The sequence below is a fragment of the Ignavibacteriales bacterium genome (genome assembly GCA_016700155.1).
Classification (GTDB): Bacteria; Bacteroidota; Ignavibacteria; order Ignavibacteriales; family Ignavibacteriaceae.
The window spans coordinates 4,213,304-4,235,229 of record CP065001.1 but is presented as its reverse complement, the minus strand read 5'-3'; the positions used below and the strand labels follow the sequence as shown (position 1 = coordinate 4,235,229).

At 37.0% G+C, this 21,926-nt stretch carries 16 protein-coding genes; 11 read left to right on the top strand and 5 right to left on the bottom strand.

Features of this window, described 5'->3' with window-relative positions; genetic code table 11:
• Window positions 1-71 precede the first annotated feature (71 nt).
• Entirely contained in the window at window positions 72-2,132 is a 2,061-nt protein-coding gene (locus tag IPM56_17780; GenBank protein QQS36064.1) for a S9 family peptidase, read from the top strand.
• An 80-nt stretch (window positions 2,133-2,212) separates the two neighbouring features.
• On the opposite strand, the gene IPM56_17775 is transcribed toward IPM56_17780, so the two are convergent.
• Window positions 2,213-2,464 (bottom strand): RNA-binding protein, encoded by a 252-nt coding sequence (locus IPM56_17775; GenBank protein ID QQS36063.1) that lies wholly within the window; start codon window positions 2,462-2,464, stop codon window positions 2,213-2,215.
• A gap of 176 nt (window positions 2,465-2,640) precedes the next feature.
• On the opposite strand from IPM56_17775, the gene IPM56_17770 reads away from it, so the two are divergent.
• A complete protein-coding gene (locus IPM56_17770) occupies window positions 2,641-3,060 on the top strand; it encodes a DUF2721 domain-containing protein (protein ID QQS36062.1) in 420 nt (139 codons plus the stop codon).
• 5 nt (window positions 3,061-3,065) lie between these two features.
• Here IPM56_17770 and IPM56_17765 read toward each other — a convergent pair whose 3' ends face one another.
• Both IPM56_17765 and metH read right to left on the bottom strand, forming a co-directional pair.
• A complete protein-coding gene (locus tag IPM56_17765) occupies window positions 3,066-3,401 on the bottom strand; it encodes an RNA-binding protein (GenBank protein ID QQS36061.1) in 336 nt (111 codons plus the stop codon).
• Window positions 3,402-3,780: 379 nt separating this feature from the next.
• Window positions 3,781-7,473, bottom strand: a complete 3,693-nt coding sequence (metH, locus tag IPM56_17760; protein ID QQS36060.1) for a methionine synthase — start codon at window positions 7,471-7,473, stop codon at window positions 3,781-3,783.
• A gap of 142 nt (window positions 7,474-7,615) precedes the next feature.
• Between metH and rfaD the strand changes: the two genes are divergently transcribed.
• Window positions 7,616-8,587, top strand: a complete 972-nt coding sequence (gene rfaD / locus IPM56_17755) for an ADP-glyceromanno-heptose 6-epimerase (GenBank protein QQS36059.1) — start codon at window positions 7,616-7,618, stop codon at window positions 8,585-8,587.
• A gap of 44 nt (window positions 8,588-8,631) precedes the next feature.
• Here rfaD and IPM56_17750 read toward each other — a convergent pair whose 3' ends face one another.
• Entirely contained in the window at window positions 8,632-8,940 is a 309-nt protein-coding gene (locus IPM56_17750) for a hypothetical protein (protein ID QQS36058.1), read from the bottom strand.
• 243 nt (window positions 8,941-9,183) lie between these two features.
• Between IPM56_17750 and IPM56_17745 the strand changes: the two genes are divergently transcribed.
• The 8 genes from IPM56_17745 (at window position 9,184) to IPM56_17710 (ending at window position 19,430) form a co-directional block, all read left to right on the top strand.
• On the top strand, window positions 9,184-9,648 hold the full coding sequence (locus IPM56_17745) for an 8-oxo-dGTP diphosphatase (protein ID QQS36057.1): 465 nt from the start codon (window positions 9,184-9,186) through the stop codon (window positions 9,646-9,648).
• Between the two features lie 230 nt (window positions 9,649-9,878).
• The gene (locus IPM56_17740; GenBank protein QQS36056.1) at window positions 9,879-11,198 is read left to right on the top strand and encodes an OmpA family protein; all 1,320 of its coding nucleotides are present in this window, start codon (window positions 9,879-9,881) and stop codon (window positions 11,196-11,198) included.
• A 49-nt stretch (window positions 11,199-11,247) separates the two neighbouring features.
• On the top strand, window positions 11,248-12,018 hold the full coding sequence (locus IPM56_17735) for a class I SAM-dependent methyltransferase (protein QQS36055.1): 771 nt from the start codon (window positions 11,248-11,250) through the stop codon (window positions 12,016-12,018).
• 151 nt (window positions 12,019-12,169) lie between these two features.
• A complete protein-coding gene (locus IPM56_17730) occupies window positions 12,170-13,984 on the top strand; it encodes a C69 family dipeptidase (protein QQS36054.1) in 1,815 nt (604 codons plus the stop codon).
• 171 nt (window positions 13,985-14,155) lie between these two features.
• Complete coding sequence (locus IPM56_17725; protein QQS36053.1) at window positions 14,156-15,400, top strand: PQQ-binding-like beta-propeller repeat protein; 1,245 nt, start codon at window positions 14,156-14,158, stop codon at window positions 15,398-15,400.
• Between the two features lie 95 nt (window positions 15,401-15,495).
• Window positions 15,496-16,419 (top strand): NAD-dependent epimerase/dehydratase family protein, encoded by a 924-nt coding sequence (locus IPM56_17720; protein ID QQS36052.1) that lies wholly within the window; start codon window positions 15,496-15,498, stop codon window positions 16,417-16,419.
• Between the two features lie 85 nt (window positions 16,420-16,504).
• On the top strand, window positions 16,505-18,862 hold the full coding sequence (locus IPM56_17715; protein QQS36051.1) for a GH92 family glycosyl hydrolase: 2,358 nt from the start codon (window positions 16,505-16,507) through the stop codon (window positions 18,860-18,862).
• Between the two features lie 28 nt (window positions 18,863-18,890).
• Window positions 18,891-19,430, top strand: coding sequence for a carbonic anhydrase (locus IPM56_17710; GenBank protein ID QQS36050.1), 540 nt, complete (start codon window positions 18,891-18,893; stop codon window positions 19,428-19,430).
• A gap of 11 nt (window positions 19,431-19,441) precedes the next feature.
• Here IPM56_17710 and IPM56_17705 read toward each other — a convergent pair whose 3' ends face one another.
• A complete protein-coding gene (locus IPM56_17705) occupies window positions 19,442-21,889 on the bottom strand; it encodes a glycoside hydrolase family 2 protein (GenBank protein QQS36049.1) in 2,448 nt (815 codons plus the stop codon).
• Window positions 21,890-21,926: the final 37 nt, after the last annotated feature.

Genomic DNA, 21,926 nt, shown 5'->3' with positions numbered 1-21,926 from the left:
TAAAATCTTTTACTTGAGTATGAATCGCCTTAAATTCCCGCACAAAAATTTTTGTTCTATCAGGAGATGTTATGTATAAAAATCTTATCGCTGTTCTTTTAATTTTCGCACTGCCTTTTTTCACTTTAGCACAAAAGCGTGCATTCACAATTGAAGATCTTTACAAAGTAAAAAATGTCGGTGCGCCGGTTGTTTCCCCTTCGGGAAATAAAATTGCTTATACAGTTTCTGAATCTTTTTTATCAACCGGAAAATCCTCAACAAATATTTATGTGATGAATGCTGATGGTACCGAGCCGGTTAACATTACGTCAAAAGCACCTGGTGGTTATTCGCCGATTTGGAACGGAGATGATGAGGTTTACTTCTCATCAGCAGGAATATTATACAGTTATTCATTCAACACATTTAAAACTTTAAAGGTAGTTGATTTTTCAATGGGTGTTTCCGATCCTGTTTTATCAAATGACGGAAGATATATATTGTTTACATCAGAAATATTTCCCGAATGCGGAGTTGATGAGGACTGCAACAAAGAACTTGATGAATCCGTATCGAATGGTCCTTTACAGGCCTATGTAACAGATGAACTATTATTCCGTCACTGGACAGATTACAAGGGAAGCAAAAAAACAGCACTTATTCTTTATGATATTGATGAAGACGAATACCAGCTTATTGCAACAAGTGATGTGCTTTCAGGTATGTATTTACTCGGAGGAAGTGTTAAGTATAATTTTTCTCCCGACAGTAAAGAAATCTGTTTTGTTTCATCACCTGAAAAAAATCTTGCGGCGTCAACAAATGCTGATATGTACATAATTCAGATTAGCGACACAGTTTCAAAAAACATAACCTCAACTAACAAAGCGTGGGATGGTCATCCCGTGTATTCACCAGACGGAAATTATATAGCATACAAGATCCAACTAACACCTGATTATGAAGCCGACCGTTACCGTGTGGCAATTTACAATCGTAATACAAATCAAAGTGAAGTGCTTACTGAAGCATTTGACTATACAGTTGATAACCTTACATGGTCTGAAGATTCGCGCTCAATTTATTTTAACGCTGATTACCAGGGGTATTCGCCTGTTTATAAAGTTGATATCCAGACAAAAAAAGTTGATAAAATAACTGATGATAAATCGATATTCGGATACACTCTTCCTGATGCAAATTCAAAAATGTTTGTTATGTACAGAGAGGTTGGGAAGCCTGGAGAAATTTATTCATATGATGTGAAAGAAAAGTCCTACAACCAATTAACATTCTACAATAAACAATTGATGGAAGAAGTTGATATTCGTCCTGCCGAACAAATATGGGTTAAAGGTGCGGACGGAATTCCTGTTCATGTTTTTATTGTCAAGCCTCACAATTTTGATCCGAATAAAAAATATCCTTTAGTGCTTAATGTTCATGGCGGACCACAATCACAATGGATGGATTCATTCCGCGGTGATTGGCAGGTTTATCCGGGATACGGATATATTGTTGCGTTTCCAAATCCGCATGGTTCAACAGGATACGGAAGCAAATACACCGAAGCTATTTCCGGAGATTGGGGCGGAAAAGTTTATGAAGATGTAATGAAGGTAACCGACGAGCTTGAAAAACTACCCTACGTTGATAAAGACAGAATAGGTGCAATGGGATGGTCTTACGGCGGTTATATGATGAACTGGCTTCAGGGAAAAACCAAACGCTTTAAATGTCTCGCGTCAATGATGGGAATATTTGATATTGAATCAATGTGGGGAGTAACAGAAGAATTATGGTTTGTTAATTGGGACGTGAAAGGTCAGCCATGGAATTCTGATCTTTATAAAAAATTCTCTCCTTCAAATCTAGTTGAAAATTTTTCAACGCCGACGCTGATTATCACCGGCGAAAGAGATTACCGTGTTTCTTACACACAAAGCGTACAATACTTCACAACACTTAGAACACTGGGAATTGACAGCCGGCTTGTAATATTCAAGAATGACGGACACTGGCCAAGCGGTGTTAAATCAATGCCTTTGTATTACAATGCACATTTAGAATGGTTCCATAAATACCTTGGCGGTGATCCTGCGCCGTATGATTCTAAAGAAATGGTTAAGAATACTGCTTTTGAGAAATAAGAACCTATAATGCCCGTTTGATAATAAATAAAAAAGGCGTCTGATCAGGACGCCTTTTTTCGGACTAAACTAAAAATAACTTAGCTCTTAGGTTTTGCTTCGTTTACTACGATATTTCTTCCTTTAAGTTCCGAATTGTTTAATGCTTTGATAGCATTATCGGCATCCGTGGAATTCCCCATTTCAACAAAACCGAAACCTCTAGATCGTCCGGTCTCGCGGTCTTTAATAACTTTTGCTGAAACAACTTCACCGTGTTTCTCAAAAGCTGATTGTAAAACGCTGTCATCCACTGACCAGGGGAGTGATCCCACAAATAATTTAGTACTCACTAAAGAACCTCTAAAAATAATTAATAAATAAAAAATCCGGCAAAACCGGACATCCAAAGCTATCTATTGGCATATTAATAACCTAATTAATTTTTAAAGATTTTATGAATGGGTTTTCCCTATCATTCAAAAATCAGATAAATTAAAGATGTATTTTTTAATGTTAAGGCTGCTAAATGGAAATTGATGTAACTACCCCCGCACTGTTATTTCCGGCTATTTCTTTATTACTGCTTGCGTATACAAACAGGTTTTTAACCCTGGCAACTCTGATCCGTTCACTTCATAAAAATTATAAATCAGATCCCGACGATATTATACTTGAACAAATAACCAACCTTCGGAAACGAGCCCATCTTATCAAACAAATGCAGGCGGTGGGTGTTGCCAGTTTATTTTTATGTGTGCTTTGTATGTTCCTTTTATTTGCGGGACAGATTGATCTTGGTAAATACGTATTCGGAGTTAGTATTTTATTATTGATGTGGTCATTAGTTTTATCAATGCGTGAAATTGCTATTTCAGTTGATGCCCTTGAATTACACTTGAGTGATATTGAAAAACCAACCCCATCAAGTGATGGGGTTGATAAATAGATTTATTAAAATCTTCTTCTGTTCTGTCCGCCGCCTGATGATCTGTTGCCGCCGCGATGACCTCCTCCGCCCCCGCCTCCGGGTCTACGGTTATTATCACGTTTTGGTCTGGCTTCATTAACAGTAATTTTTTTTCCTTTAAGCTCTTTAGTGTTTAGTTCGTTAATTGCTTTCTGAGCTTCTGCAAGCCCGGGCATTTCAACAAATCCAAAACCTTTTGATTGCTGCGTAAACAGGTCTCGGATTACTTTTACCTCACGAACCTGCCCGAAATCCGAAAATAATCCCATAAGATCATCTTCGTTAACATCATTGGAAAGATTGCCAACGAATATATTCATTGTAACTCCTTAGAATTTTGTTTGATAATTAATTCACCCATCATTTTTATGATGTGTATATCCTGTAGTTAAAAAAGAGAATGTATTATGAGGACTGTCTTCAAATTTTTATGCAGGCAACAGCAAGATATAGTAATTATTCTATAAAACAAACGACTATTTGAGGAACCGGATAAGAGCACTTATCAATGGCAATAGGCGGCACAAACATTAAACAATAAAGCCAACCGGCTTTTAGGTTTGCTTTCTTCTCTGATAAGTTCCTGAATTGCCTCAAAGATTATATTTATTTGACTTTGCTGATCATTAAATTTTTTACGGGTTTCTTTTTCTAACTCTTTTAGTTTCTGTGCTAGTTTGTTATTCCTGTACAAAAATATTAATAAGATAAAACAGGGCTCAGCCATCTTTCAATTTCATCAACGCTCATTCCTTTTCGCCTGTGATAATCTATTACCTGGTCTTTGCTTATCTTTCCAACATTAAAATATTTTGCATCGCGATGTGCAAAGAACAACCCGCTTACACTTGCAGCGGGATACATTGCCATACTTTCTGTCAGTTTAATGCCGATATTGTTTTCAGCATCAAGCAAAGAAAAAATAATCGGTTTTTCCGTATGGTCGGGTTGTGCCGGGTAACCGGGCGCGGGACGAATACCGGCATATTTTTCTTTTATCAGATCTTCATTTGATAAATTTTCTTCAGCTGAATATCCCCATAATTCACGCCGGACTTTTTCATGCATACATTCGGCAAATGCTTCTGCAAGCCTGTCAGCAATTGCTTTAATCATTATGCTGTTATAATCGTCGTGATCTTTTTCAAATTGTTTGATCAGTTTTTCGATACCTATTCCCGTAGTAACGGCAAACATTCCAATATAATCTTCAACCTCTGATTCTTTTGGAGCTATAAAATCTGCCAGGGCATAATTGGGCTGTCCATCCGTTTTTTGCTGCTGTTGTCTTAATGTATGCAACACCTGTTTTACTACATGTCGTGATTCATCATAATAAATCTCAATATCATCATCAGCTATTGTGTTTGCCGGGAAGAGTCCCGCAATTCCATTAGCTGCCAGTAGATTTTCTTTTATGATTTTATCAAGAAGTTTGTTCGCATCTTCAAAAAGTTTTTTTGCTTCGACACCAAATTTTGCGTCACTGAAAATAGCCGGATATTTTCCTTTCATTTCCCAGGTTTGAAAGAAAGGAGTCCAGTCAATGTACTCTCTTAATTTTTGCAAAGGAAAATTTCTAAAAGTGCTTAACCCCATTATTCTTGGTCTGAGTATTTTTTCTTTTGCCCAGTCTATTTTGTACTTATTTAACCTGGCAGATTCGAGTGAGATAAAATTCTTTTCGGAGGTTCTTTTTGAATGATCATCCCGCACCCGCTGGTATTCAGCAGATACTGAATTAAGAAAATTATTTTTATCTGTTTCATTTTCACTTAGCAGATTACTTACAACCGGAACACTTCGTGAGGCATCAAGAACATGTATAACAGGATTACTATAGTGCGGCGCAATCTTCACAGCAGTGTGTACTCTTGATGTAGTCGCCCCTCCGATCAACAGGGGAAGCTTCATTCCTCTTCTTTGCATTTCTTTCGCAACGTGAACCATTTCATCAAGTGACGGAGTTATAAGTCCGCTTAAACCGATAACATCGACTTTCTCATCAATTGCAGCCTGAAGTATTTTATCTGAATGCACCATCACACCAAGGTCAATCACTTTATAGTTGTTGCAACCAAGTACAACGCTCACAATATTTTTACCAATGTCGTGAACATCACCTTTGACCGTTGCCAGCAGCACTTTCCCTTGTTCTTTAATCTCTGCGCTTTCAGCTTTTTCCGCTTCAATAAAAGGTATAAGATATGCGACGGCTTTCTTCATTACTCTCGCGCTTTTTACAACCTGCGGAAGAAACATTTTTCCGGAACCAAACAGGTCGCCCACCACATTCATTCCATCCATTAACGGCTTTTCAATTACTTCTATCGGCTTGGGATATTTTTTTCTTGCTTCTTCCACATCATCATCAATGTAATCAACGATACCTTTTATTAAGGCATGTTTTAATCTTTCTTCAACCGGATTGTTTCTCCAGTCATCTTCTTTCTCTTCCTGCTTTTCATCCTTTCTGATAGTGCCGGCAAATTCAATTAATTTTTCTGTGGCATCGGGAAGCCTGTTGAGTAAAACATCTTCAACTTTTTCTAAAAGCACTTTGGGAATTTCCTCATACACTTCAAGCTGACCAGCATTAACAATTCCCATGTCCATTCCGGCTTTTATCGCATGGTAAAGAAAAGCAGAGTGCATTGCTTCCCTTACAACATCATTACCGCGGAATGAAAATGAAATATTACTTACACCGCCGCTTACTTTAGCATACGGCAGATTTTGTTTTATCCAGAGAGCCGCCTCAATGTAATCAACCGCATAGTTATTATGCTCTTCAATACCTGTGGCGACAGTTAAAATGTTAGGATCAAAAATTATATCCTGTGGCGGAAAGCCGACATCTTCTGTCAGAATCTGATAAGCTCGCTCACAAATTCTTATCCTTCTTTCCAAAGAATCAGCCTGCCCCTTTTCATCAAACGCCATAACTATAACGGCAGCACCGTAGCTTAAAACTTTACGCGCATGTTCTTTAAAAACTTCTTCACCTTCCTTAAGGCTAATTGAGTTTACTATTCCTTTGCCTTGCAGGCATTTTAACCCGGCTTCAATAACAGACCATTTAGAAGAATCGATCATCACAGGAAGTTTTGCTATGTCGGGTTCAGCAGCCATCATATTCAGGAACTTTGTCATTACTTCTTCGGAATCGAGCATTCCTTCATCAACATTTACATCAAGAATTTGCGCGCCGCCTTCAACCTGGTCGCGTGCAACGGATAGAGCTTCTTCATATTTACTTTCCTTAATAAGTCTTGCGAATTTTTTTGAGCCGGTTACATTTGTTCTTTCGCCTATGTTCACAAAGTTTGATTCAGGATAAATAATAACGGGCTCCATTCCGCTGAGACATAATAATTTTTTTTCTCCGGGTATTGTTCTCGGTTTATAATCTTTAATAATCTCTGCAACTTCTTTTATATGATCAGGAGTTGTTCCGCAGCATCCGCCGACAATATTAATGAATCCGCTTTCTGCAAACTCTTTTAATGTTGAAGCCATTGTTGAGGGAGTCTCATCATATTCGCCCATCTCATTTGGTAAGCCTGCATTGGGATAAACTGAAAGATTTACGTTCGCAATGTTTGAAAGATCTTCAACAAAAGGACGCATTTGTTTTGCGCCGAGTGCACAATTTAATCCAACCGTTAAAAGATTTTTTGTGTGTGCTATCGATATCCAGAAAGCTTCAACTGTTTGACCGGAAAGAGTTCTTCCGCTTTGGTCAACAATAGTTCCTGAAACCATAACCGGCATTGGAATTTTTAACTCTCTAAGAAGTTTGTCTATCCCGAACAAAGCTGCTTTAGCGTTGAGAGTATCATAAACTGTTTCAACAAGAAGTATATCAACTCCGCCTTCAATCAAAGCCTTTGCCTGATCGTAATAAACTTTACTCAATTCATCAAATGTAATTGCCCTGTAGCCGGGGTCATTTACATTGGGAGAAAGTGAAAGCATTTTATTCGTTGGTCCCAGCGCACCGGCTACAAATCTTGGTTTAGCAGGATTTTCTTTTGTGAATTCATCCGCGGCTTCTTTTGCTAACCTTGCTGAAGCGACGTTCATATCATGCACAAAAGTTAATGTGTTATAATCGGCCTGCGATACCGCATTCGCGTTGAACGTATTTGTTTCGACTATATCAGCGCCTGCTTTAAAATATTCCCTGTGGATATTTTTAATTATATCAGGTTGAGTAACGCTTAAGAGATCGTTATTTCCCTGAAGATCGTTTTTATGATTTTTGAATAACTGTCCTCTGAAATCCGTTTCGGTTAGTTTATGGCGCTGAATCATTGTGCCCATTGCGCCGTCTATTATTAAAATGCGTTCATTTAATATCTGTTTAAGTTGTTCGAGTGTAGCTCCCATTGTTTCTGCTTTAAGACCCTTCTTTCGTATTAGATAATTATAATTGCTCGTGTGTTCATCGATTGTGTATCTTTGAAAACCTTTTGAAATATAAGTAAATTGCTTTCGATTATAAAACTAACTTGAACACATTAGGATATATATGATAGTTGTAACCGGCGGGGCAGGCTTTATTGGAAGCGCAATAGTCTGGAGATTAAACGAACTGGGCAACAACAATATTATTATAGTCGATGAACTTGGTAAAGATGAAAAATGGAAAAACCTTGTCGGACTAAATTTCCATGATTTCATTAACAAGAATGAATTTATTGAAAAGATAAATTCTGGATTAGGTTTCAAAATTGAATCAATAATTCATATGGGCGCTAATTCATCAACGACGGAAAAAGATGCCGATCATCTTTTAAAGAATAATTACGAATACACAAAAATTCTTGCGGAGTATTCATTAAAAAATAACATAAGATTTATTTATGCCTCATCCGCAGCGACTTATGGCGATGGGGAACTTGGTTTTAATGATGATGAATCTTCATTCCATTCTCTTCGTCCGCTGAATATGTATGGATATTCTAAAAGTCTTTTTGATTTATGGGCGATAAGAACAGGCGCAGCAAATAATATTGTGGGAATAAAATATTTTAATGTTTACGGACCAAACGAATACCACAAAGGCGATATGCGAAGTGTTGTTCATAAAGCCTTTGAACAGATACGCGACACAGGAAAAGTAAAACTTTTCAAATCAAGGAATGCGGATTACAAAGACGGCGAGCAGATGCGGGACTTTGTATATGTGAAAGACGCTGTTGATATGACTTTGTTTTTTGTAGATAAAAAAGACAGAAACGGAATTTTTAATGTTGGTGCCGGAAAAGCAAGAACATGGAATGATCTTGTAAAAGCAATTTTTTCAGCAATGAATAAAGAATTAAAGATAGAGTATATTGATCTTCCGGATCACCTTGCCGGAAAGTACCAATATTTTACTGAAGCCGTTCTTGATAAAATTAAAAAAGCGGGATATAATAAACCGCTCACACCGCTTGAAGACGGTGTGACCGATTATGTTAAAAATTATCTGTTGAAGAAAAGTTACCTGGGTATGTAAGCGCTTCCCCTGATTCCCTGTAATGTTAACAACCGATGCCGGAATCAGTTGTACGGAGCCTCGTCTTCATCATCAAACAGATCTTCGTCATCGTCGTCTTCATCGAATTCAAGATCTTCTTCAAAAATTTCCTCATCGTCAATCTCTTCATCTTCTTCAAAGTCGTCCTCTTCGAATTCGTCTTCATCTTCATCAAAATCATCATCGTCATCATCCGATGAAGCAAGATATAATTCAAGAGTGTCCATATCTTCATTTCCGGTTACCGGAATTCCGAGTTCAAGACATTCTTCCAGAAGTTCTTCCCTGGATTTTACAACGTCTTCACCCGAAACTTTTTTTGTCGACATCATTATTCGGAATCTCCTTTGTTTATAAATTAACTTCTGTTTTTATCTTACTGAATTAACAGCAATGAATAATTACAAAAATCAGTCAGCTAAATATTTCTAAAATTAATTTAATTGCAAAATATTTTTTATCTGTATATTTGATAAAAACTAATAATAAAGATTAAGTTTTTATTAACTCTGATAAAAATTAGTCCGGCTCTTATTTATTGTCAATACATTTGTTTTTAAACAACTAAAATAGATATGAAACTTGCAACTCTCTGTTATGTAATAGATAAAAAACAAAATAAAACATTAATGATTCACCGTGTTAAAAAAGAAAATGATTATCACGAAGGAAAGTGGAACGGACTTGGAGGTAAACTTGAAAAAACAGAAAGCCCGGAAGATTGCGTGATACGCGAAGTAAAAGAAGAATCAGGATTAACAATTGAATCACCAAGAATGCATGGGTTTATAACATTTCCATTATTCGACGGAAAACATGACTGGTACGTTTTCATTTTTACTGCGGAAAATTATTCCGGTGAATTAATTGATTCGTCAGAAGGAAATCTTGAATGGATACCAAATGATAAAGTCACTTCATTAAACCTGTGGGATGGAGATAAAATTTTTCTTGAATGGCTTTACCAGGAAAAATTCTTCAGTGCAAAGTTTAATTATGAAAACGGCAATTACAAAAACCATATTGTAAGTTTTTACTGATACACACACCTAAACCAATATACAACACACAGACTCAACATCTATTAAAATAGTGAGTCGCAACTCACATCCGGATTACCCCCGTTTATTCTTGAGTAATACTTTTATAATTTTGTAGTAGAAATTTTGATCCTTAATCATAAGTTTCCGGTTTATTACGAAAACGAAAAATTCATGTTTGAAAATCTAAATAATCAATCAGGGTGAAAATTTAAAAACGGATGGGTATCATGAAAAATTTAGTTTTGGTTCTGTCTCTCATCTTTTCGGTAGGCGCAAGCCAAATTACTCAAGCCCAGTTCTTTGAGAAGCTAAAGAAAAAAACTGAACAAAAAATAAAAAGCGAAGGGGAAAAGAGAGTAGAGAAGAAAATTGATGAAGGGGTAAATAAGGGATATGATGGAATAGAAGAGGGGATTAAAAATGCGGGGGAAGAATCGAATGAATCAGAAAATGATTCCACCTCCGGTACAACCAAAACTAGTGAAACAAAAGTAAAAAATAATTCGGGCAATGAATCTTCAACTCAGCAGAACGAAAATGAAATTCAGTTTTCAAGTTCAACAAAATATGATTTCATCCCTGGTGATAAAGTAATATTGTTCGATGATTTCAGCCAGGACGCGGTTGGAGATTTCCCCGCATTATGGACGACGAACTCTGCCGGAGAAATAAATACAATAAATATTGCGCCGGGTAAATGGTTTAATCTTAACAGCACAGACGGAAATTATTTTTTATTAAACGAAATAGATTTTCCTAAAAACTTTATTATTGAATTTGATATCGTTCCTAAGAAAACCGGTGGACGAATTGCCGCTGGACTTTTGCTTTACGGAGAAAACAAAAAGAAAGAAATGGACAATGGTTCTCAGCCCGGTAACGGCGGAATAATGATTTCAATTGAAAAACAAAACTGGAATACCTGGGGATATAAAACCGGCGAGAATGAAAAAATAGTCGGCAAGTCGGATGTTAACCCTGTTATTCCGGAAAAAGTAAATCACGTAATTGTTTGGGTGCAGGGAAGAAGACTGAGGATTTATCACCAACAGGCAAAAGTGTTGGATATGCCTACAAATATTTATGACGGAGTAAAACTCAGCAGGCTTTGTTTCAGGCTAAGCCGCGGCGCTTCCTCCGGCTCATACATTTCCAACTTAAGAATAACCAACGCTTCCCCCGATATGCGAAGCAAGTTATTGACCGAAGGTAAACTTATCAGCTACGGAATTTATTTTGATGTGAATAAAGATGTTGTAAAATCAGAATCTTTCGGAACTATAAAAGAAATTGCCAATGTATTAAATGAAAACCCGGATGTAAAAATTAAAATTGTCGGACATACTGACTCGGACGGAGATGACAAATCAAATCTTGATCTATCACAACGAAGAGCCGCAGCAGTAAAAAATGTTTTCGTGAAAGATTTCGGGATAGATGCTTCAAGAATTGAAACCGATGGAAAAGGAGAGAACGAACCAATTGCATCTAATGACAGCGGCGTAAACAAAGCGCTCAACCGAAGAGTTGAGTTTATAAAATTATAGTTAACTTCTAAGTAGAAAAAATTTTCGGAGAGAATTAAATTAAGGAAGTATGAGCACACTAAATGACGACGTAGCCGAATCACTCGGCGGAAACAGAGAAATACTTCCTTATCTCCCCGAACTGCTTGCAGATCTTAATGAGCTTGGAGGTTCATCTGAATTAATTGTCGGGTTGATTGAATCACATCATCTTCAAATTAATTCAGAAACTACTTGTCTTGATCTTGGCTGCGGCAAAGGATTGATAGCAATAAACATTGCTAGGCATTTCGGAATAAATGTGCTTGGTATTGATGGCATGCTTCCATTCATTCATCAGGCAAGAAAAGATGCTTCGGAAAACGGCGTATCACATTTATGTACTTTTGAGCAGGCAGATATAAAGTACAAATCAGCAGGACTTAAAGATTTTGATATAGTAATATTATCTGCGGTTGGACATTTATGGGGCGATTTTTATAAAACTCTTACTGCGTTGAAAAACTGCACAAAGGAAAAAGGCATAATCATTATCGATGATGCATACACGATTGACGGCAACGGTGATGAACATTTATATCCTTCCAGAAAAAATGTATTGAAAGATATTTCTGACTGCGGTCTTGAGATTATCACTGAAAAAATTATTGGTGATGATGAAATAAAACAGACGAATGAAAACAATACCCGACTGATAATCTCACGGGCGGAACAGTTGAAAAAGAAGTATCCCGAAAAATCAAACTTGTTTGACGAGTATATTAAGCGTCAGCAAACCGAAACAGAATTATTCGGGACAAGAATAAAATGTGTTGTGTGGGTGCTTAAGAAAAGTAATTAAATCATATTGGTAATCTTACCAATATGATTTATAGTCCATAACCACTGAATACTCTTTAGCAGTCCGGTCTCTTTTTCATTCCCCCTTCAAAATCTTTTTATTATCTTTCCGGCAAAATTTTTGCAAAATCTTTTAACAAAAAGGATTCATTATGAACAGAAAATTCATTCTAACAATGATGATCGTCTTTGGTTTATTCGCTAATGATGTATTCTATGCATGTACAAATTTTATTGTTACCAAAGGCGCAAGCACGGATGGATCTGTTATGATTACTTACTCCGCAGATTCGTTTAATATGTACGGCGAACTTTATCACTTCCCGGCAGCAATGTATCCCGCAGGCGCCATGCTTGATATTTATGAGTGGGATACAGGAAAATTTCTTGGAAGAATTAAACAGGCGTTACAGACTTATAACGTAGTTGGAAACATAAATGAGTTCCAGGTTTCTATTGGTGAAACAACTTACGGCGGACGAGAAGAACTTGTTGATCCTAAAGGAATTATTGATTACGGCAGTCTTATATATATCGCACTTCAACGAGCAAAGACTGCAAGAGATGCAATAAAAATTATGTCCGACCTTGTTGCAGAATATGGCTACTGCAGTTCGGGCGAGTCATTTTCTATCGCTGATCCGAACGAAGCATGGATACTCGAAATGATCGGAAAAGGTGAAGGAAACAAAGGCGCCGTTTGGGTTGCAATACGAATTCCCGATGGTTATGTAAGCGGTCATGCAAACCAGGCAAGAATAACAACCTTTCCGCTTGATGATCCGGATAATTGTCTATATGCACCAGATGTAATTTCATTTGCAAAATCAAAAGGATACTTTACCGGCGATGATAAAGATTTTAATTTTTCTGATGCTTACGCTCCATTGGATTTTGGCGGAATAAGATTCTGCGATGCGAGAGTATGGTCTTTATTCAGAAGAGTTAACGGGAACATGGAAAAATATCTGGCATACATAAACGGTGAATCAATGGAACGTATGCCGCTATATATAAAACCCGACAGAAAACTTTCCGCACAGGATGTAATGTTCCTTATGCGTGACCACTATGAAGGGACCGAACTTGATATGACCACCGGAGTCGCTGCAGGTCCTTACGGAATGCCATATCGCTGGCGTCCTTTAACTTGGAAGTATAACGAGGAAGAATACTTTAACGAACGTCCTATTTCAACTCCGCAAACTGGATTTTCATTTGTGGCGCAGTCTCGCTCAAATCTTCCGAATGAAGTCGGAGGTATTTTATGGTTCGGTGTTGATGATACATACTTTACGGTTTATACGCCGATGTACTGTTCGATGACTAAAGTTCCTTACAACTATAAAAAAGGATTAGGATCACTCGCTCAGTTTACATGGGATTCTGTTTTCTGGGTATTTAATTTTGTTTCCAACTTTGCTTATCCGCGTTACTCAATTGTAATTAATGATGTGCAGAGAGTACAGAATGAACTGGAAGGTTCATTCCTTGCACAACAGGAGACAATTGAAAAAACTGCTTTATCACTTCTAAAAAATTCAAAAGGTGAAGCGGTATCTTTTCTTACAGATTATTCAATTTCACTCGGCGACCGAACGTATGAAACCTGGAAAAAACTTGGTGAACAGCTTCTTCTTAAATACATGGATGGTGTAGTTAAAAATGAATTTCACAATCCAAAGAATGTCGGTTACCCGGATGAATTCAAAAAATTAATTGTTGCTGAGAAAGGCGCACATCTGAAGATGCGTGACATTAAAAAGGATATGAGTTCATCCTATGACGAAACAATAAAAAAAGCAGATCAGCTTCTTGCAGATAAAAAATATTCTGATGCAAAATCGATGTATGAAAAAGCTTTAAGTATTAAGCCGGGGGAAGTTTATCCGAAATCAAAAATTGAAAAGATAAATACATTCCTTGCATCAATTGATGAAATGCACAAAGCAAATTTTGTAAACTAAGATTTGGAGAGTCCCTCCGGTTTAAGCCCGTAATAATTTACGGGCTTTTTGTTTTCCCCCTTCATCAAAAACTTCTTACCGCTGATCATTTTATCATTTAAATCTTCAGTGCGGATTATAATTTGCCCACTAAACAATTAATTTTTATAAAAATATTTAACTGGCATTAATATGAAAATCTTTTGGTTGCTGATAATGTGGTGGCTGCCGCAAACTGTTATACCTGCGCCTTTTCAATTTTTACATCCATTAAAAGAAGGCTGCCTTCCTTATGTTGAAGGTGATAGCCCTAAGGTAAAATGGAAATTTAAAACAGGGGGAGCACTATTCTCTTCCCCTGTTATAACAGGCACAAGCGTAATATTCGGAAGCCTTGATGCATCATTATACTCTTTAAATACTGAAACAGGAAATCTAAACTGGAAGTTTAAGACTAATGGGGAAATCCGGTCTACGGTCTGTGTTGATAATGAAAAAATATTTCTTGTTTGTGGGGATGGCTTACTTTATTCAATAAATAAAAATAATGGAACCTTAAACTGGACATTTAAAACTGATGGTGAACAAACTTACAAATACTATGGATACGCCGATTATTTTAAATCATCGCCGGTTTTATTTAACGATGCCGTTTATTTCGGCTCAGGTGATGGAAATATTTATTCCATCAATTCTACTTCCGGTAAATTAATCTGGAAGTTCAAAACCGGTGATGTTGTTCATTCTACCCCGGTCATTTATAATGGAAAATTATTTGCTGGCTCCTTTGATGGATTTGTTTATGCAATAGATGTTAATACCGGGGAATTAATCTGGAAATTTAAATCAGTCGGGCAAAGATTTTTTCCTAAGGGAGAGATGCAGGGAAACCCGGTTGTAGCCAATAATCTGGTATATATCGGAAGCCGAGATTATAATCTTTACGCAATCGATGCTGATGAAGGGTACTGTCACTGGAATAAACAATTCCCTAAAGGCTGGGCGCTTGCCCTTTCGGTTTATGATAGCGTATTATACGCCGGCGCTTCCGATGATGATGTTATGATTTCAATTAATGGAAAAACCGGGCAAGAAAACTGGAGAACAAATGTCAATTTTAATACATTCGGTGCCCCTGCTTTTGGCGGGTCAAGGATGTATTTCGGTACGCTGCTTGGAAAATTATTGGCACTTGATATCTATACCGGTGAGATCGCCTGGTCTTTTAACACTGATAATTTTAATTCCAATTCTAAACATTATTTTGAAGACAAATTAAAAATTACAAAATCAGAATTTTATTCGAAGATTAGTTCCCCTGAAGATTATATTAAAGCATTGTACAAACTGGGTGCTCTTTTTAGTACGCCGGCAGTAAATAATGATGTGATTATTTTTACAAGCACCGATGGAAGCGCATATTGTTTGGAAAAATGACTCTGATCTTAAATCAATGATTTGATTTGCAAGTTGAATTCTTTTAGGTTGGAAATAAAATTCATAGAATTATTTCCGTATCTGAAAGATAACTTATGCAAACAATCCTCGGTTCAACCGGAACAATCGGCAATGAGCTTGCGAAAGCACTTACCGATTACACAAATAAAATAAGATTGGTGAGCCGTAACCCCCACAAAATAAATCCAACAGATGAAATTGTTCGGGCGGATTTGTTAGACATTAATCAAACTCTGAATGCAGTTAAAGGTTCTGAAGTCGTTTATCTAACAATCGGATTAAAGTATGACATTTCTGTTTGGCAAACTCAGTGGCCTATCATTATTAACAATGTTATAAGTGCCTGCAAGCAGTATAAATCAAAATTAGTTTTTTTTGATAATGTTTACTCTTATGGTAAGGTTGATGGATGGATGCGGGAAGATACACCGATAAATCCATGCAGTAAAAAAGGAGAAGCGCGGTCAAAAATCTGTCAGACAATTTTAAATGAAGTTGATAAAGGAAGCATTAAAGCAATAATTGTCCGCGCGGCAGATTTTTACGGACCGAATACCCCGCTGAGTTTTATTACTGTTGTGGTTTTTCAAAAGCTCGCTGCAGGTAAAAAAGCAATGTGGATGGGAAATGATAACGTAAAACATTCTTTCACTTACACTCATGATGCAGGAAAAGCCACTGCGCTTCTCGGCAATACCGAAAAAGCTTATAACCAGGTCTGGCATTTACCTACAGACAAAAATGTTTTAACAGCAAAACAAATGATAGAAAAGATAGCAGATGAGTTTAATGTTAAACCATCTTATACAGTTCTAAAAAAGTGGATGGTGCAAGCGGTTGGTTTTTTTAACCCGATTGTAAAAGAAAGTGTTGAGATGTTATATCAGAATGAATATGATTATCTTTTCGACAGCAGCAAGTTTGAAAAAGCTTTTAACTTTACTCCAACTTCTTATGATGAAGGAATAAAAACAACTGCCGAGTATTATAAAAAATAATTGTCCACTGGTAGCCGCAACCTTCAGGTTGCGCAGACCTGCATGTTCGCAAGCTAAAGCCTGCGGCTACCGAGTTTTTCTCAGAATGGAATTAACTAAAATTACTTATATGAAAATATTTTATTCAATAATTCTTTCAGCAATAATTGTTACATCATCCACGGCACAAACAAAATTAATCAACTACGTTAACCCGATGATCGGGACGGATGATATGGGACATACATATCCCGGTGCCACTGTTCCGTTTGGAATGGTACAGCTTAGTCCGGAAACAGATACTATTCCTTATTCACTCGGACATGGTTACAATAAAGATGTTTACCGTTATTGCGCCGGTTATCAATACAAAGACAACACAATAGTCGGATTCAGTCATACACATTTTTCCGGCACAGGTCATTCTGATCTTGGTGATTTTTTAATTATGCCAACTACGGGCGAACTTAAATTAAATCCCGGAACAAAAGATAATCCTGACTCCGGGTACAGAAGCAGGTTTTCACACGACAAAGAAAAAAGTTCTCCGGGATATTATTCCGTTTATCTTGATGATTACAGGATCAATGCAGAGTTGACTACAAGCACACGTGTAGGTTTTCACAAATACACTTTTGATGAATCGTCTTCTGCAAATATTATTCTTGATATGATTTCAGGCATATACAATTATGATGGCAAAGTTGTGTGGTCAAGCATTCGTGTTGAGAACGATACCCTTGTAACGGGATTCAGGCAGAACCGCGGATGGGCGCGGACAAAATATCTTTACTTCGCTATGACTTTTTCCAAACCAATAAAAAAATACGGCTATAAGAATGATGAGCAAATAATTTATAACGGCTTCTACAGAAAGTTTAATGAATTTGAAAACTTCCCGGAAATGGCAGGAAAGAAAGTTCGCGCATACTTTAACTTTGATATGAACAAAGATGAATCGCTTCAAATAAAATTTGCACTGTCTGCTGTAAGTACAGAAGGGGCATTAAAAAATTTAACCGCAGAAATTCCTCACTGGAATTTTGATCAAACAAAATCCGAAGCGGAACAAATGTGGGAAAATGAACTAAGCAAAATCAAAGTTGAAACCACCAAAGAGAAGAAAACAATTTTCTACACAGCGCTCTATCATTCGTTCTTGGGACCAACATTTTATATGGATGTTGATGGTTCTTACCGTGGACTTGATCAGAATATTCACAAATCCGAAAACTTTACAAACTATACAACATTTTCTTTGTGGGATACTTACCGTGCGCTTCATCCTTTGTTCACAATTGTTCAGCAGCAGCGAACGGGCGATATGATCAACTCAATGCTTGCACATCAGCAGCAGAGTGTTCATAAAATACTTCCCGTATGGTCGCATCACGCAAATGAAAACTGGTGTATGATAGGTTATCATTCCGTTCCAGTAATTGTTGATGCATACATGAAAGGAATAAGAAGCTTCAATCTTAATGATGCTTTGAGCGCCTGCGTTATGAGCGCGACCTACGGCAAGTATGATGGAATTGATTCTTACATGGATTACGGTTTTGTTCCTATGGATCTTAATTCAAACGCAGCATCAAAAACATTAGAGTACGCTTATGATGACTGGACAATTTACAAGCTTGCCGATATTGCGGGTAATGATCATATCAAAGATGTGTTTAAGAAGAGAGCAAATTCATTTAGTCAATTGTTTGACAAGAATATAAAATTCATTCGTCCGAAAAATTCTGATGGTTCATGGTTTTCACCTTTTGATCCTATGAGCACAGAGCGTCAGGGATTTATCGAAGGTAATTCATGGAATTATTCGTTATATGTTCCGCACGATGTAAGCGGTTTGATTGATCTTTACAGTGGAAACGAAAATTTTATTTCACATCTGGATTCACTTTTTAATATGGGTTTGGATGCAGAACATTTTCAACATTCCGAAGATATAAGCGCTGCCGGAATTCTCGGTGGTTATGTTCACGGCAATGAACCAAGCCATCACGTTCCTTATCTTTACAACTATGCCGGCGCTCCGTGGAAAACACAGGAAAAAGTAAATGAAATCACAAATCATTTTTATCGCAACGCAGTTGACGGACTTTGCGGCAACGATGACTGTGGACAAATGTCTGCGTGGTATATTTTTAGTGTTATGGGATTTTACCCAGTCTGCCCGGGTTCAAACGAATATGTTATCGGCACACCAGGCTTGAGTAAAGCAAATATTAATCTTGAGAATGGAAAGTCATTCAGAATTACGGCTAACAATCTCAACGAAAAAAATATTTATATTCAAAGCATCACTTTGAACGGAAAAAAGTATGATAAACTTTTTATCCTTCACGAAGATATTATGAACGGCGGCGAATTAATTTTTGAAATGGGTTCCGCTCCAAACAAAGAACTTGGACAATCAAAAGATTCGTTACCATATTCATTGAGCAGTGAAAAATAATTTAATCCTCAAATTAAAAGAGAGTTTTATGAACAGACTATTAAGTATAAATAGCAAGAACGATATCCCCGCAGAATATCAAAACACACCGATTGGATTATTACTTGAGTATCATAATCTTGACAAAGAATATGATGTTTACTCAAACGCAAAACTTTTAATTGGGATGTGTATGGATAACCGCAAACATCTTCACATACCTGAGAACTTCGCGTTCATAATCCGTTCAGGAGGGGCGAATCTCCGTTACAGTGAGTTTAAGGTTTCTTATGCAATTTCAGTTGGTGATGTTCAGCACATCGCTTTGATCGGGCATAACAACTGCGGGATGGTGAACCTCGTTCAAAGAAAAGAATTATTTATAAAAGGATTAAGTGAACGCGCGGGGTGGACAAAAGAACAGGCAGAAGAACACTTCAACCAGTTTGCGCCTATGTTTGAGATAGGGAATGAAATTGATTTTGTGCTGAGTGAAACAATCCGGCTTCGTTTGCGTTATCCAAAAATTAAAGTCGCGCCTATGCTTTACCTTGTGGAGGATAATAAGTTATATATGATCAAAGAATAAATTAAACAATCTTATTTGAGTCGGCTTTTTATGTCCCACAAAGAAATAAAATTAAACCGTGGCTCTTTTTCCGCATAAGTTGAATAGAAAATAATTTCTTTCCTTTCACCAGAAATTAAATCAAAGAAGTTGTCGGAGAATCTTCCATCAACATCTGCCTCTATAAAAACATTTTTAGCAAGTACATTTGTTGTTAAAGTAATCTTTAACCCGTCTTTAAATGGTTCGCTGCTTAGAATAATTTCCGGTTTAGATAATTTCATTTCTTTTGGCCTTACAAAAAAGAAATTTTTATCTGCAATGGATTCTTTATCAGATATCAATTTTATGTTTACGAATGAAGTATTCCGTTCAAAGTAATTTATTGTTCTCAGGTTGAGTTCTTTATAACAGTAAGAGGAGTTTTCTTTCACCTCAACATTCTTTTCCTCAGAATAAATTTTATTGCCATTAAAATCATTGACGGTAATCAAAAGTTTTGCGTAAAAATTTTCTTTCGTGTCGTTCACAATGAATATCTTTAGCTCATCCTGTTCTTCTGAAACCGATATCATCACCGGGCTGAAATATCTTTTAGCAAAGTAATGAAGAGCCTTCCATCTTCCTTCGTTGTCGATCCCCGACCAGGAAATAACGGGCCAGCAATCATTAAGCTGCCAGTATAATGAGCCCAGACAATACGGCATTGCTCTGCGGTGTGCTTCAATTCCTTTTGCAATTCCTTCCGCCTGCAAAAGCTGACTTACATAAATGAACTTTGAAAAGTCTGTGGGAATATGATAGTCGCGTTCCATATAAGTTTTTATCAGTTCATTTCCTCTTTTATGCTTCTGATGGGTCTGCAAAACAGGTGATTCAAAAAGAAGGTCTTCTTCTTTAAAATATTTTTCAAGTGTTGATAAAGAGGGATATGATTGAAATCCGAATTCACTCATGAAACGCGGCACTTTATTTTCGTAATTTTCAAATGGCTCGGCATCGTGCCACACTCCCCAGTAATGTGAATCGCCTTCGTACTGACTTTTAGGATTTCCTCTTCCGTACTGCGGCGATGATGCCCGGTAAGGAATGTCCGGTGAAAATGTTTCAACTAATCCAGGAAGTGTTTGATGAAATATTTTGTTGTAATCATCACTCATTTTTTTCTGTTGTTCAGGAGTAAAATTGTTTTTCCATCCCCAGTTTGCCCAGCCTTCAGCGATTTCATTATTGCCGCACCACAGCGCTAATGACGGGTGATTGCGCAGGCGTTTTATTTGCTCTTCTGCTTCTATGCGGATATTATTTATCATTAACGAATCAGCAGGATACATTCCGTTGGCGAACATAAAATCCTGCCAGACCAGAATTCCTTTTTCATCACACAGATCATAGAACAAATCGTCTTCATAAATCCCGCCGCCCCAAACACGCAGCATATTCATGTTCGCGTCAGCGGCAGCATTTACTAACTGCTGATATTTATTTGAATCTATGCCCGCGCCCATCATTTGAAGCGGAATGTAATTGGCCCCTTTCATAAAAACCGGAATACCGTTAAGTTTAAAATAAAATGTTGTTCCGATTGAATCCGGTTCCTGCACAAGTTCTATAGTTCTTAAACCAATTTTCTTGTCAACTGATTGTAAACCATGTTTTTCATGAAACATCGAACAGTTGAATTTATAAAGATGATGACTGCCTAATCCGTTTGTCCACCATAGTTCAGGATTGTCAATAGAAAATTTAATTTCAACAACCTGATTGCCCGGAACCAGCTTTACTTTTTGTTCAACATCATTTACAGAAAGTATGACCTCATCATCATCAAAAGAATTAATTTCAAACTTTGCTGTAAGCAATGTCTTCTCTTTTGACAACGAATCCTGAACAATGAAAACGTCTTTTAATTCGGGACCATTCCAGGAAACTAATTTTACACCTTTGCATATTCCTGAAGTGACAAGCCGGGGAGCCCAATCCCAGCCGTAAACGTATTGTGCTTTACGAGTAAATATTCTTGAATCATCAGGCGGCTGAAATCCGTATTCTTTAACTTTTTGTTTTTCAATTTTGAACGGAGAGTATATGACCAGCCTTAACTCATTGTCTTTCTCTTTCAGAGCATCTTTTACATTCACCCGCCATTCTCTGAACTGGTTATCAGTGTAAAGGATTTTTTTATTATTAAGAAATACATCCGCGTACGTATCAATACCTTCAAAGACCAATTCAGCATTTTCACCAGATAAAAAGGATGACTCAACATCAAAGACTTTTTTATACGTCCAGTCATTCTCAGCAACCCATTGAACTTTTTTTTCATTGTCGTTGAAGTATGGATGTTCAATGAATCCATTATTAAAAAGATCAATATGAATTTCATTAGGAACATTAGTTGAAAAAGATATCGAATCATCACCAGATGAAACTTCCCATCCTTCATTTATTTTAATTTCAGTCAATGATGATTTTTGCATTGTTCCGCATGAGATCAGATTAAATAAAACAAAAAAG

What these genes read in the sequence shown, in the direction of transcription:
- IPM56_17730 (QQS36054.1), top strand. Translation starts at nt 12,170, where the DNA reads ATGAACAGAAAATTCATTCTAACAATGATGATCGTCTTTGGTTTATTC.
- IPM56_17765 (QQS36061.1), bottom strand. Translation starts at nt 3,401, where the DNA reads ATGAATATATTCGTTGGCAATCTTTCCAATGATGTTAACGAAGATGAT.
- IPM56_17715 (QQS36051.1), top strand. Translation starts at nt 16,505, where the DNA reads ATGGAATTAACTAAAATTACTTATATGAAAATATTTTATTCAATAATT.
- metH (QQS36060.1), bottom strand. Translation starts at nt 7,473, where the DNA reads ATGGGAGCTACACTCGAACAACTTAAACAGATATTAAATGAACGCATT.
- IPM56_17780 (QQS36064.1), top strand. Translation starts at nt 72, where the DNA reads ATGTATAAAAATCTTATCGCTGTTCTTTTAATTTTCGCACTGCCTTTT.
- IPM56_17750 (QQS36058.1), bottom strand. Translation starts at nt 8,940, where the DNA reads ATGATGTCGACAAAAAAAGTTTCGGGTGAAGACGTTGTAAAATCCAGG.
- IPM56_17710 (QQS36050.1), top strand. Translation starts at nt 18,891, where the DNA reads ATGAACAGACTATTAAGTATAAATAGCAAGAACGATATCCCCGCAGAA.
- IPM56_17745 (QQS36057.1), top strand. Translation starts at nt 9,184, where the DNA reads ATGAAACTTGCAACTCTCTGTTATGTAATAGATAAAAAACAAAATAAA.
- IPM56_17725 (QQS36053.1), top strand. Translation starts at nt 14,156, where the DNA reads ATGAAAATCTTTTGGTTGCTGATAATGTGGTGGCTGCCGCAAACTGTT.
- IPM56_17735 (QQS36055.1), top strand. Translation starts at nt 11,248, where the DNA reads ATGAGCACACTAAATGACGACGTAGCCGAATCACTCGGCGGAAACAGA.
- IPM56_17705 (QQS36049.1), bottom strand. Translation starts at nt 21,889, where the DNA reads ATGCAAAAATCATCATTGACTGAAATTAAAATAAATGAAGGATGGGAA.
- IPM56_17720 (QQS36052.1), top strand. Translation starts at nt 15,496, where the DNA reads ATGCAAACAATCCTCGGTTCAACCGGAACAATCGGCAATGAGCTTGCG.
- IPM56_17740 (QQS36056.1), top strand. Translation starts at nt 9,879, where the DNA reads ATGAAAAATTTAGTTTTGGTTCTGTCTCTCATCTTTTCGGTAGGCGCA.
- IPM56_17770 (QQS36062.1), top strand. Translation starts at nt 2,641, where the DNA reads ATGGAAATTGATGTAACTACCCCCGCACTGTTATTTCCGGCTATTTCT.
- rfaD (QQS36059.1), top strand. Translation starts at nt 7,616, where the DNA reads ATGATAGTTGTAACCGGCGGGGCAGGCTTTATTGGAAGCGCAATAGTC.